Source organism: uncultured Veillonella sp. (genome assembly GCF_937981445.1).
Taxonomy (GTDB): Bacteria; Bacillota; Negativicutes; order Veillonellales; family Veillonellaceae; genus Veillonella_A.
Genome location: NZ_CALJON010000052.1, coordinates 23,430 through 40,003, shown reverse-complemented (window position 1 = coordinate 40,003; position 16,574 = coordinate 23,430). Strand labels below are relative to the sequence as shown.

The window sequence follows — 16,574 nt, the reverse complement described above, 5'->3', positions numbered from 1 at the left end:
AAGAAGAGTTAATAGTAGAGGTATCTCTATGGATATAAGCACAATAGAAGCGGTCCGGGGATACACAGTGAACATAATTTGAAGGAGTGGTAACGACGCACAAATTATTGTGAATCGTGTAGTTCGGGGCGTTACGCAGTGAGCATAATTTAAAGGAGCACAAGCGACGCATAAATTAGAGCGAATCGCTTAGTTCGAGGCGTAAGACTTTGCATAGCAAAGTCCACAGCCTTCGAACGGAAGTATTTATAAAGGTAAAGGCAAACGTAAGAAAAAGTCCACAACGCAAACGGGTAGTTGCTGAATAACAATCTTACCACTAGCTTTAAGTCATAATCAAAGGACACTCTCTTTTATATTGGGTTTCTATGAGGGCATAATCCCTTATTATGCTTGAGTTTAAAATTAGATTAATAATAGATGCTATATTTCAAGTGTAAGGTCATTTTCTTTATTTCGTGATTAATGAGTCACGAAATCATAGAAACGCCCTAATAGCGCAAAATAAGTCGCTAGATTTTAACATTAGTTTAAGAGGATATGCTCTTTTAAATTTTAAAATATGCTATAATAAATCATTATAATATTTGAGAGTGCTTATAATATAAAGCAGCACAGAAAAGAGGAAATAATGAGAGAGATTTTAATTCGTTCTGGGGTGAGAGAGGATATTCCAGCATTATTGGAGATTTATAATTACGAAGTTCTTAATGGTGTAGCAACGTTTGATATTGAGCCTCGTACAATTGATGAATGGACTACTTGGTATGAAGATCATAATACGCTAAATCATCCGTTACTCGTAGCTACTATAGGCGATTCAATTGCAGGATACGCTACCTTATCGGCTTATCGGAGTAAGGAAGCTTATGCAAGTACCGTAGAATTATCTATATATGTAGGGCCTACATTTAGGAAACAAGGTGTAGCTACTAAGTTGATGGAGCATATCTTAAATTATGCAAAAGAAGATAGTGCGACTCATGTAGTGGTATCTGTTATTACGGCGGGCAATAAGGGAAGCGTTACATTGCATGAAAAATTTGGTTTTACTTATTCGGGCGTAATTCCTGAAGTAGGGGTAAAGAATGCAGAGTTTTTAGGCATAGTAAATTATTATTTGCTTGTTTAATAACTTTTTAATAAGTTTATTATAATTTTAAAGTGCCCTAATTTAATAAAATTCCTTTAAAAAGCTTTTTGGAGATGTCTAAAAAATCTTTGACAAGATAATTAAGAAGACAGTTTAGAAAATCATTAGGAAGATCGTTTAGAAAATAATTAAGACGATATTTGAATAAATATTTGGATAGATTGTTAAAAAGATCGTTAAAAGATCGTTAAAAGATAGCTGGAATGATAGCTATAATAGGCATCCATAAAAGGCATTATAAAAATTTTATTTGGGGCACTTGCAAAGTTTATTATTATAGTGTAATATAATAAATGTAAATACATGTGCATGCATTTTAAATTATAGATTTTGGAAGGAGACCACTTATGACAGATTATTTTTTGCGATGGTTTTCTGATTATAAACGAGTTAGAGAAATCTCCGAAGCCCTAGAGCATGCTTTGGAGTCGCGCATTGACTTGAGTTTGAATGCCTATTATGTATTGCACTTTTTGGCTCAAGCAGAAGAGCATAAATTGCGCTTAAACAATTTACAGGAGCAGGTTGGCCTAAGTCAGAGTGCTATGTCTCGCATGATTCTTCGCATGGAAGATGTGAATTGCGGCTGTATTGAACGGCGTTTATGTAGTTGTGATAAACGGGGCGTTTATATTGGCATTACGGAGCATGGCCTAGAGAAATTAGCAAAGGCAGAACCAATTGTACAAGAAGTATTACATTCCTTTTATAGTATTAAGTAAAGCGTTTAGGAATAGTACAATATTTAGTTGTATTAAAGGGATTCCGATATGGCTAAGTGCGGGACGTGGCGTTTAGCTGTATCGTTTATATATAGTTATGTACTTGTAAATGCATGTGCATACATTTACAAGTACATAACCAAACATTGACTGAAAATAGAGTAAAGGATGAGATGATAAATGAGTAATATAACAGAACCTCTTACATTTAACCGTGGCTTAGAAATTAAGAATAGATTGGCTATTCCGCCTATGACAACGCGAATGAGCTATTATGATGGAACGGTTACAGGTGATGAAATAGCTTATTATGGTATGCGTACCGGTGCCGTAGGCTTATTTATTACTGGTGTAGCTAATATCCAAAAAAATGGCATGGGTTGGACAGGGGAACTAGGTGTTTATGATGACAAATTTATTCCTGGTCTTAGTCGTTTAGCTTCGGCCATAAAGCGAGATGGCACCAAGGCAGTATTACAGATTTTTCACGCAGGGCGCATGACTGATAGCAAAACAATTGAAGGGGAACAGCCTGTAGCACCTAGTGCTGTAGCAGCAGAAAAAGAAGGTGCTGAAATCCCTCGCGAATTAACTAATGAGGAAATTGAAGAGATTATAGAGAACTTTAAACAAGCCACGATTCGAGCTATTAAAGCTGGCTTTGATGGTGTAGAGCTTCACGGTGCTAATCATTATTTATTACATCAATTTTTCTCTCCACATTCCAATCGTCGTAATGACAAATGGGGTGGCAGTCTAGAAAAAAGATATCATTTCATTGAACGTGTCGTAGATGCGGTAATAGAAACTGTTGATACTATGAAGGTACCTGATTTTATTATAGGCTATCGTTTTTCTCCAAGAGAAGAAACTGACCCAGGATATAATTTAAAAGAGTCATTGTGGTTAGTTGATAAATTAGCCCAAAAAAAACTTGATTATTTGCATATTTCCTTGACTCGTTATGATAGAAAAACGAATGTACCTGAGTATCAAGAAAAATCCATGCTTGCCTATGTGCATGATACCATTAACGGGCGGATGCCATTGATTTCAGTAGGAGATATACGAGATAGAGCTGATTTAGAAGCTGCTTTAGAACATTCTGAAATTGCAGCTATAGGATGTTCTTCCTTAATTGATCCTAATTGGAGTGCCAAAATATTAGCACATCGTGATAGTGAAATTCGCTCCACCTTAAATCTTCAGGACAAGGATATACTGATGATTGCCAATGGAACTTATGCATTCATGGAAATGAAGGTGCCTGATCGTTTAGTGAAATAGCTTACATTTAAAAAATCCTTTAGTATAACAAACACTCCTTTTTATATTGCAATAAGCCTCAAGTAGCGTATATAGCTAGCTAGTGTAGAACTTGCTTTTTGCGACTTAGCAAGTCCGAAGCTAGCACTATGTACTACTTGAGGCTTTTTTATTTCCATAGGAAAAAGGGATTGTAGAATGAGTAGACTCTCCAATTCCTTGCATAGTTTTATATGAGAATATAGCTTTGTAAAAAAGCTTAACAATTAAATTTTTTGATTTCACTGCGATAATGAGCTTGGGCAATTTCTTCCGGCGTGAAGGCAAACATATTCTGCATTTCAATTTGCAAGGCCTCCGCTAAATGGGCTAAAATATCTAGCGTCACTCCCTGTACCGCATAGCCTCGTTCAATACGAGACAAATAGGAAATACTAATGCCAGATAATTTGGCCAAGTCGCGTTGTAAGAGTCCTTTACTTTTTCGAAGCCGTGCAATTTTAAGGCCTAAGCAATTATAAAATGCTTCCCCAGATACAGCCTTTTTAGGTTTTACGGTTGGTAACAAAGGATTCAAAAGTGACGCAAAGGCAAGCGCTGTAAAGCGCAAGGAATTTTTGTCAGGGCTACCATCTTCCCTTACTACATTGTTGTGCTTCTTTGGATGGTAGAGCTTCAGCTTCTCTCTTTTTTCTTTGTCATTGTTCTTGACAGTCATGAGCTATGCCTCCGTTGTTAAACCCTAACAGATATACGATTTTAGCAAATCATATATCTAAAAAACACATTCAACATAATTAATCATACGGTAAAACAAAGTAAATGTCTACCCTATAATTACAAATTAGTTCAAATGGTGCGAATGGAATGCATTGACTGGCTAATATGTATGAAACTTGAAAAATGATGGAGCCCTTAAGTACGCCGCTTAAGAGCTCCATTTGTAATAGGACGACATATTATATAAAACTTTGATTCATATAAAAATTTTGGTTTAAAGAACAAAAATATAGAATGAATTAAAAACGTATTAAGAATATATTAAGAATCTATTAAGAATGTATTAAGAATGTATTAAGAATGTATTAAGAATGTATTAATCATGATGCTTAAGCTTTCATAAGTTGTTTTAGATTAACTTTGGCGCTCAAGGCCGAGGTTATATAATTCTGGACGACGATCTTGGAAGACATTTATCTTTTCTCTAATAGATGGAATTGAACTGGTATCAATGGTAATATAGCCAATGCCAGGGGTATTGCCTAGTTCGCGTTGTATGGTGCCGAAGGGATCGACTAATAAGGAATGGCCTGCCATGTGAGCATGGCCAATTTTACCACAGCCATTAACGGCACATACAAACATCTGGTTTTCGATAGCCCTTGCTTGATTTAAAATACGCCAATGCTCTAAACGAGCGGAAGGCCATTGGGCTGGAATAAATAGTATATCTATATTTTGGAGGGCAGCCATGCGTACTAATTCTGGAAAGCGAATATCATAACATGTGATGGAGGAACAAGCTATGTGATCCAGCATGAATTTATGTATCGCTGTGCCGCCCGTATAATATTGATCTTCTTTAGCCGGGGAGAAACAATGCATTTTATCGTACGACGAAATGATGTGACCATGGCGGTCCACGATGTATGTAGTATTGTAAACGGAGCCTTGTTTTACAGTGCTTACAGAGCCGCCTACAATATGGCAATTGGTCTTTAATGCTAAATTTTGTAGAAACTCTTGGGAGCATTTTCCCTCGTAATCAGCTTGGTGAATCAAGTCTTTGGAGGGAAAGAAGCCTGTGTTCCAAGTTTCAGGCAATACAATGATGTGAGGGCCTTCTTCGCTAGCTCTAAGTACAGCGTCCGCAACCATTTCATAGTTCGTATCCATATGACCTACATCAGTGGCTAGTTGTATGAGTGCTAATTTAGTCATAATATGATCATCTCCATGTGTAAATATAATGTATAAAAATCGTGTGTAAATATAAACTGATAGAAAGAATTTCTACTTCTTTATATCTCTGTACTTTAAGTATACAAAGGGGGTCTATGCCTGTCAATGTATATAGATACTGTATATATATGAGCATAAAATTATATAATTATAAATTGTAAAAGGTGAATAGATTAAAGCATTGCATGTAATGCAACAGCAATGCTCATTATGGTATAATATAGATTGAATTCGTGTTTGCAAAATAAAATTTTATAACTATATAGACTAGGAGGAAAAAATGAAGCGATTCATACTCGCCCTTTGTATGCTTTGTAGTTTAGCTTTACTTCTTACTGCCTGTGCTACTGATAAGGGGGGCACTAGCGAGGCACCACAAAAAACGCAGGTAGCTGCTGAGAAAGTAAAAGAAGAGGTGCCGACGGCAGTACCTGATGGCATTCCTGTATTAATGTATCATAAAGTGGGCCCTGATAAAGACAATGATGCTGTTATTAGGGAGGATTTGTTCCGAGCACAGATGAAGTTTTTACATGACAATGGCTTCCACCCACTTACAATGGAGCAGTTAAATGATTATGTTAGGGAAGGCAAGCCGGTACCAGTAAAGCCAGTGGTACTTACTTTTGATGATGGCTATGAAGATACGTATACTATTGTATATCCTGTGCTTAAAGAATATGGTTTTGCCGGCACTGTTTACATTAATCCTGGAGACATGGGTAAGCGCCTTACTTGGGAGCAGGTTAAGGAAATGCAAGATAATGGCATTACGATTGCCAGTCATGGATATGACCATGTACGGATGAATGAACTATCTACTAGTGAGCAAGTGGATAATATTGTAAAAGCGCAGAAGGTTTTAAAAGAGAAACTAGGGATAGATAATCTATGGTTCTGTTACCCTTATGGCCGTGAAACGGAGTACACTCAAAAAGTGGCTAAGGAGAATGGCATCCAATTAGCTACTACGATGAATCCTGGTTGGGTACATGTAGGCGATAATCCTTATGCATTACAACGAATTTGGATTGGTAATGCAGTTGATATTGAACATTTTAAAGAGCGTATTACAACAGAGACATATACAGATTTATAAGAGATAGAGGAGTTACGCATGAAACGATTCTTTAGTAAAGGCTGGGTAAAATTCATTATCCTGATCTTTCTTTTTACTGCTATTACATCGCCGGTTGTGGTCCTATTTGGGCCCTTTGATAATTTAAAACGCACTGTTGTAGGTGCTATTATGCGGTCCCGCCATCCACAATATATTACATGGTTATTTGATCAGGATGAAATCAATATGATTGTAGGGACTGTAGGGACTGTGCGCAGTCAGGACTTATTTAAGTTTAAAGCGCGTGAAGATTCAACTTTAAAATTACGTAAAATTGAATCCACTCGGTATGTAGGCTATATTTTAGAAATTCCAGACCCTCGTCGTGTGAAGGTAGCAACGGCCCAAAATATTCAGGAAAAAGGTGAAACTGTAAGTAATATTGCCAAAGATAATGATGCGGTGGCGGCTATTAATGCTGGTGGGTTCCATGATCCTAATGGTACCGGTACAGGGCGTTTGCCTTATGGCTTTATTTTACAAGACGGTGAGTATGTTATCGGTAAGGATGTAGGACCTGATGAAGCCGTTGATTTTGTAGGCTTTACAAAAGAGGGGAATCTAGTAGCTGGTAATTATAATAAAACAGAGCTCGCTGATATGAATGCTATGGAAGGAATTACCTTTGGGCCACCACTTATTGTAGACGGTGAGAAAATGATCACTGACGGTGATGGTGGTTGGGGCATTGGTCCTCGTACAGCAATTGGACAGAAGAAAGATGGCTCGGTGCTCTTTTTAGTTATTGATGGTCGTCAACCAGGTTATTCCACCGGTGCTACCTTACGAGATGTGCAGGATGTATTATACGCAGAAGGTGCTTATATTGCAGCGAACTTAGATGGTGGTTCCAGTACGACCTTGTATTATAATGGTAAAGTTGTTAATAAACCTGCTGATTTATTGGGCGAACGGATGATTCCTACGGCCTTTATTGTGAAATAGGAGGACCTATGAATTCATTTGGAAAAGTAATGAGCGCCTTTGTGCTGGGCTTAGCGCTACAAGGTGGTATTTATTATTATTTAGATCAAATTTATTTTGCTCCTACTACAGATTTTGCTGTAAGTTCTAGTGAAAATCAGGATAAGGATGGCAATTTCCCTGATGTAGGTGAAGGCAGTAAATATTATTCCCAAGGTCATAAATACATGGCTGTTATTACACAGGACAGTGTAAGAGTATATACATCAGGTAAGAAAGAGCCTGTAAATATTGATTTAAAAGGGCGCTCCGTAAGCTATTTTGAATGGTTGCCTGACCGTGATTTAGCAATTATGGGCTTATATGGTGGAGAAGAAGATAATGTTGTATTAGCTCGATTTGACCCTGAATCACCAGACCACGAAGTAGATACAGCCATGGAAGATTTGCCATCGGGCAGTAAAATTGTTGATGCCGCTTTCTCAACGGCTACTAATGTGGTATATATGAAAATAAAAGTAGCTGAAAATGCATATCGAATTTATCGTACTGATGCTAACTATGATACGCGACGCGTGTACATGCAAGCCTCCAATATTGGTCGCATTGCCGTGTTCTATGATGAAGATAATTTCTTCTACGATAATGTTCGTACCGGTGATGTGTTTATGTTTGATGGCACTGAAGGGGGTTGGCGTGTAATTAATCCTCCTGGCCGTTATCGCTTAATTGGTGTAGATAAGGCTAAAAATATTTATATTGCTAAAGTTAATGAAGATGATGAAGCGTTATCTGTTAGCAAAGGTCAATTAGGAGTGGGCTTTGAAACCATGAAAACATTTGATAGTCCACAGGATTTAAAATCCATTACCGTTACGGCGATTGAAAATAACACCTTGCCAAGTGGTACTGATGGGGCGAAAGACGATACAGATAGTAGCTCTAAAGACAGTAACTCCAAAGACCGCGACTCTAGTAAAAAACGCTAGTTCTGATAGTTGTTCTGTTAGCTCGGTTGTTGTTGTATACGCTGCAAGCTATTAGTGTGAACATATAATCAAGGACAGAGGTTAAATAAGTTGCCAAAAGTTGCTATTAGTGAATACTCTGCAAGCTATTAGTGTATATTTTGTAAGTTAGTAGTTTGTACTCATGGGAGCTATTGCTGTGTACGTAATAAGACTTAGCAAAGATTAGATGGTCTTAAGGACCTTAATAAGGGCATTTGACTTTCACAAATAACAGTGTTAGGCTGTTATTTGTTGGTATTGGAAAGTAGGAGATAGAATGGCTAAATTTAAAATTAAAAAAGGCCTTAGCGATGCGGATATGTTTAAAAATGTAGTGGAAGAGGAAAGCTTTGAAACGGCCATGCTCCGTGGTGAAGAAGAGCGCAATCGCCCTGTTATTCACAAGAGCAAATCCACCAATCCTAATAGCCAGGAGGCATTTTATAGAGAGTTTTTAACTGAAAAAATTGAAACACAAATTGGAAAGTTATTACTGGATATAAAAATGGAATATTTTAAAGATGGCTATGGGGATTTTTCGGTACAAGTTAAAAAAGATGGACGCCGTATTGTATTAGAAACGGCACCTAAACAAGTTAAATAAGAAAACCAACCCCATATGTTTTTGGAAGGAGTTTAAGCATGAAATCAAAAAAAATCCGAATTATGGAGACCGTACTTCGTGATGGTCATCAGTCGATTTTGGCTACGCGCATGCGCACTAGCCAAATGTTACCAGCCCTAGAACAGCTCGATTCTTTAGGTTATGAAGCACTCGAGTGCTGGGGTGGCGCAACTTTTGATAGTTGCTTACGCTTCTTAGATGAAGATCCTTGGAATCGCCTACGCGTCTTAAAGAGTCATTTAAAAAATACACCACTACAAATGTTATTGCGTGGTCAGAATCTATTAGGCTATAAGCATTATGCAGATGATGTAGTAGAAGCCTTTGTTGCTAAGGCAAAGGAAAATGGCATTGATCGCATTCGCATTTTTGACGCTTTAAATGATCCTCGCAATATGGAACAAGCTATTAAAGCGGGCAATAAATGTGGCGTTCATGTACAAGGCACCATCGTATATACAATTAGTCCTGTACATACAAATGATATGTTTGTTAGTGTGGCAGAACAATTAAAAGACATGGGGATTGACTCCTTATGTATTAAAGATATGTCCGGTTTATTAGCGCCTTATGATGCTGTATCCTTGGTTCAAGAGTTGAAGAAACGTTTAGGCGAAGATATGGTCATTGACCTTCATAGTCATTTTACTTGTGGTCTTGCCAGTGCTACGTATTTAAAAGCGATTGAAGCGGGTGTTGATATTGTGGATACTGCATTGAGTCCATTTGGGCATGCCACTTCACAGCCAGCTACTGAAAGCTTAGTAGAAATGCTTCGTGGTACAGAATATGACCCTGGTTTAGACTTAGATGTATTGCGTGAATTAGCTACTTACTTCCGTGGCGTGCGTAATGAAATCGCTGCTGAATTTGGTTTGACTCCAGCGCATGAAGTATTGCCTGAAGTGCGCCATTATCAGATTCCTGGTGGCATGATGTCCAATACACGTAATCAATTAAAAGAAATGGGTATGGAAGATAAATTCTTTGATGTGATGGATGAAATGCCACGGGTTCGTGCCGATCTTGGTTACCCTCCATTGGTAACACCAACGAGTCAAATTGTAGGTACTATGGCTATGATGAATGTAAACTTTATGGCTAATGGCTTAGATCGTTATCATATGGCGCCAACAGAAGTTAAAGATTTAATTCGTGGTAAATATGGTCGCTTACCAGGTCCTATTAATGAAGATGTGCAGAAAAAGTTAATTGGAGATGAAGCGCCAATTACTTGCCGCCCAGCTGATTTAGTAGAACCAGAATTGGACAAATACCGTCGCGAATTAGAAACTCAGGGGTTCCAAGGCTTTACTGATGAAGATGTCTTGACCTATGCTATGTTCCCTGAAGTGGCATTACAATTCTTTACTAAACATTCTCAAGAAGTGGTGCGCCGTCAGTTAATTATTCCTCGTGACTAAACTGATGCGGTACATTTTACGATATAAAGATTTATTAGGACTGGGTTTATTAAGCTTATAGGCCGTAGTCTTATTAAGTATTAAGCTTAAGCGATTAGGCTTATAAAATTAAGTCGATTGGGTTTATAAAACTTTATAATATGGTAGATTGTGATTCCGAGTAATCTATTGGATTGCTCGGAATTTTTTATATTGTATTTTTCTACAAAACAATTGTACGCCTTCTATATATGGTGCTATAATAAATTTAATTTTAATAAACCAATGATATTAACTCTTATAAAGGAGGGCAGCGCATGAAACAGTATATTGTGGATGCTTTTACTGATACGATATTTCATGGCAATCCAGCAGCTGTGTGTATTCTTGATGAGTGGCTCAGCGAGGATATGATGCTTAATATTGCTAAAGAGAATAATCTATCTGAAACGGCCTTTGCTGTTAAAGAGGGGCGTAATTATAGACTTAGATGGTTTACACCAAGTGCGGAGATTGACCTTTGTGGACATGCGACTTTAGGTACATCCTATGTGCTTATGAATTTCTATGACAAAGATGCCCCGCAGATTACCTTTGATACACTCAGTGGTCCTTTAGTAGTAGAGCGCAAAGGTTCCCTATATGAAATGGATTTTCCTGCCTATTCATTAACTCAAGTAGAAGTAACTGACGCCATGGAGAAGGCCCTAGGGGTAAGGCCCGTAGAAGCCTATATGGGGCGTGATTTACTTTGTGTTTTGCCGTTACCTGAGATGGTAGTAGATTTGTCGCCTGATTTAGAAAAAATAAAAGAGTTAGACGGCTTGCTCTGTCATGTTACGGCTAAAACTGAACTACTTGATTTGCTTAATAAGTCAGCTGATAGTTTAGCTAATAAGTCAGCTGATAGTTTAGTTAATGAATTAGATGATAGTTTGGTTAATGGGTCAATTGATAGTTTAGTTAATGAATCAATCGGTAGCTCAGCTAATGACTTAACTGGTAATTCAACTAATGATTTAGAGTTTAACAAAAGGAAAGCTCCACATGAAGCAGGCGGTAAAATGATGCCTTTACAAGAGGGCGTTGATTGTGTATCTCGTTCCTTTGCTCCTAAATTAGCTGTACCAGAAGATCCTGTATGTGGTTCTGGGCATTGCCATATTGTTCCCTACTGGGCTGAAAAATTGGGAAAATCACAAATTACGGCCTATCAAGCATCACCGCGCGGCGGTACTTTATATTGCCGAATGGAAGGGGACCGCGTAAAATTAGCGGGTCAAGTTGCTTTATATGCTACGGCAGAGCTACATATAAAGTAGGGACATATATCTAGAAATGTGTAGTAAAATAAATGGTAAATAACCTAAAACGGGGAAAGCGTAAGAGAAAGAGGGCCTGAACTGTATGTCATTTGAATTAATTAAACAATATTTTGAGGACCATGGATTAGGAGATCGAGTGCATGATTTAAGTCAAAATAGTGCCACTGTTGAAGCAGCTGCTATTGCGGTGGGCTGCGAACCTAAGCAAATCGCTAAAACATTGTCCTTCATAGCTAATGGAGAGCCTATTTTAGTTGTGGCGGCTGGAGATGCTAAAGTAGATAATCATAAATTTAGGGCAGAGTTTGATTGTAAGGCCAAGATGATTCATGCTGATGAAGTGGAGGGCTATATTGGACATGCCCCTGGAGGCGTATGTCCATTTTGTATTAAACCTAATGTAAAAGTCTATTTGGATATTTCCTTGCAGCGATTTGATATTGTATATCCAGCAGCGGGCACAGGACATAGTGCGATTCGCCTTACACCGCAGGAGTTAGAAGAACATTCCAACTCACTTCGCTGGGTGGACGTGTGTAAAAATTGGGAATCATAGGTCATACATTGTTTATAGTGGAAGCTAGGCAATTAATTTAATAATAAAAGCCTAATCAGTGATGCTTCGGTTGAGCACTCATTGATTAGGCTTTTTGTTAGTTTTTTAGATTATTGACATAATTCAGCTAAATGCTATTTATTTTATGGCTTTAATCATAAAAATAGGTACGTCTTCATATTGTAATTTGTCATCTAATTGGACAAGGGGCCGAATATTAGGCTCAATAATAAGGCTAGAAATGCCCAGGGTTTTTAATACTCGTTCATCCCATTGGGGGCGTGTTTCGGCGCTAATAGGTAAGGCATTTTTTATAGCTGTACATTCATCAAGAACCGTCGTATCCATATTTTCATGTACATGACCTTTCGTATTAGTAAAGGTTGTTTGTCCATAGTCAGAATCAAAGTTTAAAAGTAAACCTTGTGGTTTTAAGACGCGAAGCCATTCGGCATAGGCTGCTTCGGTGTCAGGAAGTGTCCAAGTTACATTGCGGCTAATTAAAAGGTCAAATTCTTCGTTAGGAAAGTTTAATTTAGTGGCATCCATCTTTTCAAACTGAGCAGAACTTTTAAACTGAAGGGCATTGGCTTGGGCATGGTCTACCATTTGCTGAGACATGTCGATGCCTAATACATCATGGCCGTGGTGGGCTAGTAAAAAGGAAAAGAAACCTGTGCCAGTACCAACATCGAGAACGCGAAGTTTAGCTTTATTCGGAAGCTGGCTCATAATTAATTGATACCAAGCCTTGCCATTAGGGCTATTCATTTCTTGCAGGCGTAATGTATTAAAATCAGCGCTGCGCTTGTCCCAATAGGACTCAATTTGATGTAATAAATCCATAAAAAACTCCTAATAATTACAATTACATTATAGCTATACCTCATATAGGGTATCTTATATAATCTGCGCCTTATACGAGATGTAGCTTATACAATTTATAACCATATAAGATGTAGCGGATATAAGGTATAAGTCATATAAGGTATAAGTCATATAAGGTATATGATACAATAAGTTAGTATTGATTATACGAAAAATTAGCATATATTGTAAGCGGGGCTGGGGGTTATTTTTGTAATTATATCCCCTAGGGTGGCTTTTCAATATAGTGTTAGCCGATTACACTAGAGAGTAATAGATAGTGTTAGGAGGCTATTGAAAATATAGTAGTTCATAATAGGGCATTTGATTTTATAAAGTAATAGTAATCGTTGCTAAGGGCAACGGGAAAGGATCGCTTGTGTGGATTAGAGTATGGCGCCGCCTTGGTGAAGGGCTGGTATTTTTACTAATTATAACATCGCTTACATTTTTTCTTATGCATACCACACAAGATGATGTAGTGGATGTAGTATATTCCCAGCAACAGAGTTTATCCTATGAGGCACAGGCTGCTAAGCGCGAAGAATTACAATTAAATAAGCCTATACTGTCCCAATATATAACTTGGGTAGGGCAAGTCGGGACGGGCGATTTAGGGCGTTCCTATGTAAATGGAGAACCAGTGAGTCATTTATTGGCTAGCCGCCTTCCTGCCACATTAAGTTTAATGGCTACATCCTTAGGATTAACCATTGCATTGGCAATACCCTTGGGCATTTTAGGGGCCTTGAAACCCCATTCTACTTATGATGCCCTATTGCGCGGTTGGACTATATTGGGCAATTCATTACCTAATTTCTTTATAGCCTTGTTACTCATTTATATTGTGGCCTTAAAACTTACTATTTTACCAGTAATTCCCAAATCTAATAGCGTGACAGGACTTATTTTGCCAACCATAACATTGGTTATTAGTATGAGTGCTAAATACATTCAACAAGTCCGCACATTGGCTCTTGAAGAGCTAAGTAAGCCCTATATTTTGGCACAGCGGACACGAGGGCTATCTTGGCGGACCATTGTATGGCATACCTTGGTACCCGCTATTTGGCCGCCCTTGTTGACTTTAGTGGCATTATCTTGTGGCTCCTTACTTGGTGGAGTCACCATAGTAGAGTCTATATTTATGTGGGATGGGATTGGCAAATTAGCCTATGATGCTATTGTGAGCCGTGATTATCCTGTATTGCAGGGCTATGTAATATGGGTGTCTATGATTTATATCGTATTAAATAGTTTAGTTGATATATGGCAGCAGCATTTGAATCCACAGTGGCGAGGAGGGGCTAGTGATGAATAAAAAGTATGTTATTCCTTTAGTAGTCGTTCTTCTTTTAATTACTGTGGGGCCGCTCTTGGGGGGACAAGATCCATATGAGCAAAATTTAATGCATGCCTTGCAAGGTCCATCCAGTGCACATTGGCTAGGTACGGATCAATATGGTCGCGATGTATTAGCGCGGGTTCTTTTAGGAGGACGTTTAACTATTGGTACGACTGTGTGTATTGTAGGCGTAGCTACAGTAGTGGGCGCTATAGCCGGCATTTTAGGAGGCTATAAAGGGGGGCTTTGGGATTGGCTCGTGATACGCATGGGCAATTTATTCTTATCTTTGCCCACCTTAGTACTGGCCATTGCACTAGCCGCCGTATTAGGTGGTGGTTTAGATAAAGTAGCCTATATTTTTATCTTTTTGTATATTCCTAAATATGCGCGCTTAGCACGGAGTTTGACTAAGTCTTTGCAAAGTGCTCCTTTTATCCATATTGCTAAATTAGAAGGTCATGGCACCTTTCATATTGCGTGGCATTATATAGGACCTATGATTGGACATGCTTTAATAACTACAGCAGCTCTTGATATGGGGGTTGTTTTAATGGAATTAGCGGGGCTTTCCTTTTTAGGTTTAGGTGCTATGCCCCCAACCCCTGAATGGGGGAGTATGCTCAGTGCGGGCCGCAGTGTGATGCAAACAGCGCCATGGCTCGTATTAGGCCCTGGCTTAGGATTAGTGCTAACTGTAGGGGCTATACAATTAGCTAGTGAAGAGTGGAGGAGGCAGGTATGAAGAAAACGATGAGACACATTCTTCGGAGCATTGTACTAGTAAGTAGTATCAGTGTGCTTCTATTGGGATGTGGTTTTAACAGCGGTGATGATTCTCATAAGAAAATATTACATTATGGTACAACAGCCTATGGTCCTGCCATGGAAAATGCAGGGCTTAATCCTGCTGTGGCGTATCAAGGCTGGAGTGCCATACGCTATGGTGTGGCAGAGACTTTAGTAAAATTTTCCCGACAAATGGAAGTACAGCCTTGGCTAGCAGATACGTATGAAATGATTGACCCTCATACGATTCGTTTTCATATACGGGAGGGAGTTACCTTTTCAAATGGTAAGGCCCTAACTGGTGAGACTGTAAAAGCCTCATTGGAGTTTGTATTGGCCAATCATGATCGGGCGTCTAAGGATTTAAAAATACGCCAGATTACAGCACAAGGGCAGCAAGTAACAATTCAGTCTGAGCATCCGGCTACCGTGTTGCTTACGTACTTAGCCGACCCTTATAGTGCTATTATTGATGTTGCCGAAGGGGAGACGAATCGCATTGTAGTAGGCACTGGACCATTTAAAGCCACCGAAGTTACAGATAGCACTGTATCTTTGGTTCGCAATGATACGTATTGGGGTGGCATGCCTAAATTAGAAGGTGTAAAAGTACAGCGCATTACTGATGGAGATACGTTGACGATGGCCTTACAACGGGGCGATATTGATGCGGCACAGGGCTTGCCTTATAGTAGTATAAATTTATTTGAACAAGATACAGCTTATCACATTAGTTCAGCTGCTACTTCTAGGGTATATCAGATTGCATTTAATTTTAAATCATCAGCAGTACAAGATAATCGTGTACGCCAAGCCATTGCGCAAGGGATTAACAAATCAGATTTTGTTACCGTCTTATTAAAGGGCAATGGCTTAATTGCAGCGGGTCCATTTCCTAATACCATAGGGCTCGGGCAAATGAGTTTGCAAGTACCTTCGTATGACAAAGAAAGGGCTAAGCAATTATTGGCTGAGGCTGGCTATGTAGATACAAATGGCGATGGCTATGTAGAAAAAGATGGTCAGCCCTTGGTAATTCGTTGGCTTACGTATACATCAAGACAGGAATTGCCTTTATTAGCCGAAATGGCACAAAGCTCTTTGAAGGACATAGGTATTAAGGTGGAAGTAAATGCTACGGATTCCTATATGAATGCTTTAAAACAGGGACAGTTTGATGTATTTGCTAAGGCTTTTGTAACGGCACCTTCTGGTGAAGGCTCGTATTATTTTAAAACCAATGTATTACCAGGCGCCGTGGATAATGTGGGGGCCTATACAAATCTTCGGATAAGTGAGTTAGATGGCCAATTGGATCGTACTAGTGATCCTATGGCGCGACAGCGTATTTTGCAAGACATGGCGCAACAAGTAGTTTCAGATAATGCCTTTATATATGTGGCCTTTTTGAAAATGAATTTAGTGACTAAACAAAATGTATCTCATTTTGAAGCATATCCTTCTGACTATTATGAAATCAATAAGGATATAGATATTGTTAAATAAG

Annotated in this window: 16 protein-coding genes; 13 read left to right on the top strand and 3 right to left on the bottom strand. The window is 38.6% G+C overall.

Going from position 1 to position 16,574, the window contains the following annotated elements; translation table 11 throughout:
- Positions 1-631 precede the first annotated feature (631 nt).
- The 3 genes from Q0376_RS08490 to Q0376_RS08480 all read left to right on the top strand — a co-directional run bounded on the left by Q0376_RS08490 (position 632) and on the right by Q0376_RS08480 (position 3,162).
- Positions 632-1,132 carry a GNAT family N-acetyltransferase gene (locus Q0376_RS08490; RefSeq protein WP_298706512.1) on the top strand — a complete coding sequence of 167 codons (501 nt, stop codon included), beginning with the start codon at positions 632-634 and terminating at the stop codon, positions 1,130-1,132.
- Between the two features lie 368 nt (positions 1,133-1,500).
- A complete protein-coding gene (locus tag Q0376_RS08485) occupies positions 1,501-1,875 on the top strand; it encodes a MarR family winged helix-turn-helix transcriptional regulator (protein ID WP_298706510.1) in 375 nt (124 codons plus the stop codon).
- A gap of 180 nt (positions 1,876-2,055) precedes the next feature.
- Positions 2,056-3,162 carry an NADH-dependent flavin oxidoreductase gene (locus Q0376_RS08480; protein ID WP_298706508.1) on the top strand — a complete coding sequence of 369 codons (1,107 nt, stop codon included), beginning with the start codon at positions 2,056-2,058 and terminating at the stop codon, positions 3,160-3,162.
- 238 nt (positions 3,163-3,400) lie between these two features.
- On the opposite strand, the gene Q0376_RS08475 is transcribed toward Q0376_RS08480, so the two are convergent.
- The gene (locus Q0376_RS08475; RefSeq protein ID WP_298706506.1) at positions 3,401-3,859 is read right to left on the bottom strand and encodes a helix-turn-helix domain-containing protein; all 459 of its coding nucleotides are present in this window, start codon (positions 3,857-3,859) and stop codon (positions 3,401-3,403) included.
- Between the two features lie 416 nt (positions 3,860-4,275).
- On the bottom strand, positions 4,276-5,082 hold the full coding sequence (locus Q0376_RS08470; RefSeq protein WP_298706504.1) for a carbon-nitrogen family hydrolase: 807 nt from the start codon (positions 5,080-5,082) through the stop codon (positions 4,276-4,278).
- A 301-nt stretch (positions 5,083-5,383) separates the two neighbouring features.
- On the opposite strand from Q0376_RS08470, the gene Q0376_RS08465 reads away from it, so the two are divergent.
- The 7 genes from Q0376_RS08465 to Q0376_RS08435 all read left to right on the top strand — a co-directional run bounded on the left by Q0376_RS08465 (position 5,384) and on the right by Q0376_RS08435 (position 12,066).
- Positions 5,384-6,202, top strand: a complete 819-nt coding sequence (locus tag Q0376_RS08465; RefSeq protein ID WP_298706502.1) for a polysaccharide deacetylase family protein — start codon at positions 5,384-5,386, stop codon at positions 6,200-6,202.
- Positions 6,203-6,220: 18 nt separating this feature from the next.
- On the top strand, positions 6,221-7,168 hold the full coding sequence (locus tag Q0376_RS08460; RefSeq protein WP_298706500.1) for a phosphodiester glycosidase family protein: 948 nt from the start codon (positions 6,221-6,223) through the stop codon (positions 7,166-7,168).
- Positions 7,169-7,176: 8 nt separating this feature from the next.
- Positions 7,177-8,136: a hypothetical protein gene (locus tag Q0376_RS08455; protein WP_298706498.1), complete on the top strand. Its 960-nt coding sequence runs from the start codon at positions 7,177-7,179 to the stop codon at positions 8,134-8,136.
- 298 nt (positions 8,137-8,434) lie between these two features.
- Entirely contained in the window at positions 8,435-8,761 is a 327-nt protein-coding gene (locus tag Q0376_RS08450; RefSeq protein ID WP_298706496.1) for a hypothetical protein, read from the top strand.
- A gap of 38 nt (positions 8,762-8,799) precedes the next feature.
- Entirely contained in the window at positions 8,800-10,206 is a 1,407-nt protein-coding gene (locus Q0376_RS08445; protein ID WP_298706494.1) for a pyruvate carboxylase subunit B, read from the top strand.
- Between the two features lie 296 nt (positions 10,207-10,502).
- Positions 10,503-11,507: a PhzF family phenazine biosynthesis protein gene (locus Q0376_RS08440; protein ID WP_298706491.1), complete on the top strand. Its 1,005-nt coding sequence runs from the start codon at positions 10,503-10,505 to the stop codon at positions 11,505-11,507.
- Positions 11,508-11,592: 85 nt separating this feature from the next.
- The gene (locus Q0376_RS08435; RefSeq protein WP_298706489.1) at positions 11,593-12,066 is read left to right on the top strand and encodes a YbaK/EbsC family protein; all 474 of its coding nucleotides are present in this window, start codon (positions 11,593-11,595) and stop codon (positions 12,064-12,066) included.
- Positions 12,067-12,204: 138 nt separating this feature from the next.
- Here the strand turns inward: Q0376_RS08435 and Q0376_RS08430 are convergent, their stop codons facing one another.
- Entirely contained in the window at positions 12,205-12,912 is a 708-nt protein-coding gene (locus Q0376_RS08430; RefSeq protein ID WP_298706487.1) for a class I SAM-dependent methyltransferase, read from the bottom strand.
- Between the two features lie 400 nt (positions 12,913-13,312).
- Here Q0376_RS08430 and Q0376_RS08425 point away from each other — a divergent pair, with 400 nt between their 5' ends.
- From Q0376_RS08425 to Q0376_RS08415, 3 genes are read left to right on the top strand one after another with little or no spacing between them, the layout of a single operon-like run.
- Positions 13,313-14,254 (top strand): ABC transporter permease, encoded by a 942-nt coding sequence (locus tag Q0376_RS08425; RefSeq protein WP_298706485.1) that lies wholly within the window; start codon positions 13,313-13,315, stop codon positions 14,252-14,254.
- Complete coding sequence (locus Q0376_RS08420) at positions 14,247-15,023, top strand: ABC transporter permease (RefSeq protein ID WP_298706482.1); 777 nt, start codon at positions 14,247-14,249, stop codon at positions 15,021-15,023. Before Q0376_RS08425 ends, Q0376_RS08420 begins: the two co-directional genes overlap by 8 nt.
- Positions 15,020-16,573: an ABC transporter substrate-binding protein gene (locus Q0376_RS08415; RefSeq protein ID WP_298706479.1), complete on the top strand. Its 1,554-nt coding sequence runs from the start codon at positions 15,020-15,022 to the stop codon at positions 16,571-16,573. The genes Q0376_RS08420 and Q0376_RS08415 overlap by 4 nt, the downstream gene beginning before the upstream one ends.
- Position 16,574: the final 1 nt, after the last annotated feature.

What these genes read in the sequence shown, in the direction of transcription:
- Q0376_RS08490 (WP_298706512.1), top strand. Translation starts at nt 632, where the DNA reads ATGAGAGAGATTTTAATTCGTTCTGGGGTGAGAGAGGATATTCCAGCA.
- Q0376_RS08485 (WP_298706510.1), top strand. Translation starts at nt 1,501, where the DNA reads ATGACAGATTATTTTTTGCGATGGTTTTCTGATTATAAACGAGTTAGA.
- Q0376_RS08480 (WP_298706508.1), top strand. Translation starts at nt 2,056, where the DNA reads ATGAGTAATATAACAGAACCTCTTACATTTAACCGTGGCTTAGAAATT.
- Q0376_RS08475 (WP_298706506.1), bottom strand. Translation starts at nt 3,859, where the DNA reads ATGACTGTCAAGAACAATGACAAAGAAAAAAGAGAGAAGCTGAAGCTC.
- Q0376_RS08470 (WP_298706504.1), bottom strand. Translation starts at nt 5,082, where the DNA reads ATGACTAAATTAGCACTCATACAACTAGCCACTGATGTAGGTCATATG.
- Q0376_RS08465 (WP_298706502.1), top strand. Translation starts at nt 5,384, where the DNA reads ATGAAGCGATTCATACTCGCCCTTTGTATGCTTTGTAGTTTAGCTTTA.
- Q0376_RS08460 (WP_298706500.1), top strand. Translation starts at nt 6,221, where the DNA reads ATGAAACGATTCTTTAGTAAAGGCTGGGTAAAATTCATTATCCTGATC.
- Q0376_RS08455 (WP_298706498.1), top strand. Translation starts at nt 7,177, where the DNA reads ATGAATTCATTTGGAAAAGTAATGAGCGCCTTTGTGCTGGGCTTAGCG.
- Q0376_RS08450 (WP_298706496.1), top strand. Translation starts at nt 8,435, where the DNA reads ATGGCTAAATTTAAAATTAAAAAAGGCCTTAGCGATGCGGATATGTTT.
- Q0376_RS08445 (WP_298706494.1), top strand. Translation starts at nt 8,800, where the DNA reads ATGAAATCAAAAAAAATCCGAATTATGGAGACCGTACTTCGTGATGGT.
- Q0376_RS08440 (WP_298706491.1), top strand. Translation starts at nt 10,503, where the DNA reads ATGAAACAGTATATTGTGGATGCTTTTACTGATACGATATTTCATGGC.
- Q0376_RS08435 (WP_298706489.1), top strand. Translation starts at nt 11,593, where the DNA reads ATGTCATTTGAATTAATTAAACAATATTTTGAGGACCATGGATTAGGA.
- Q0376_RS08430 (WP_298706487.1), bottom strand. Translation starts at nt 12,912, where the DNA reads ATGGATTTATTACATCAAATTGAGTCCTATTGGGACAAGCGCAGCGCT.
- Q0376_RS08420 (WP_298706482.1), top strand. Translation starts at nt 14,247, where the DNA reads ATGAATAAAAAGTATGTTATTCCTTTAGTAGTCGTTCTTCTTTTAATT.
- Q0376_RS08415 (WP_298706479.1), top strand. Translation starts at nt 15,020, where the DNA reads ATGAAGAAAACGATGAGACACATTCTTCGGAGCATTGTACTAGTAAGT.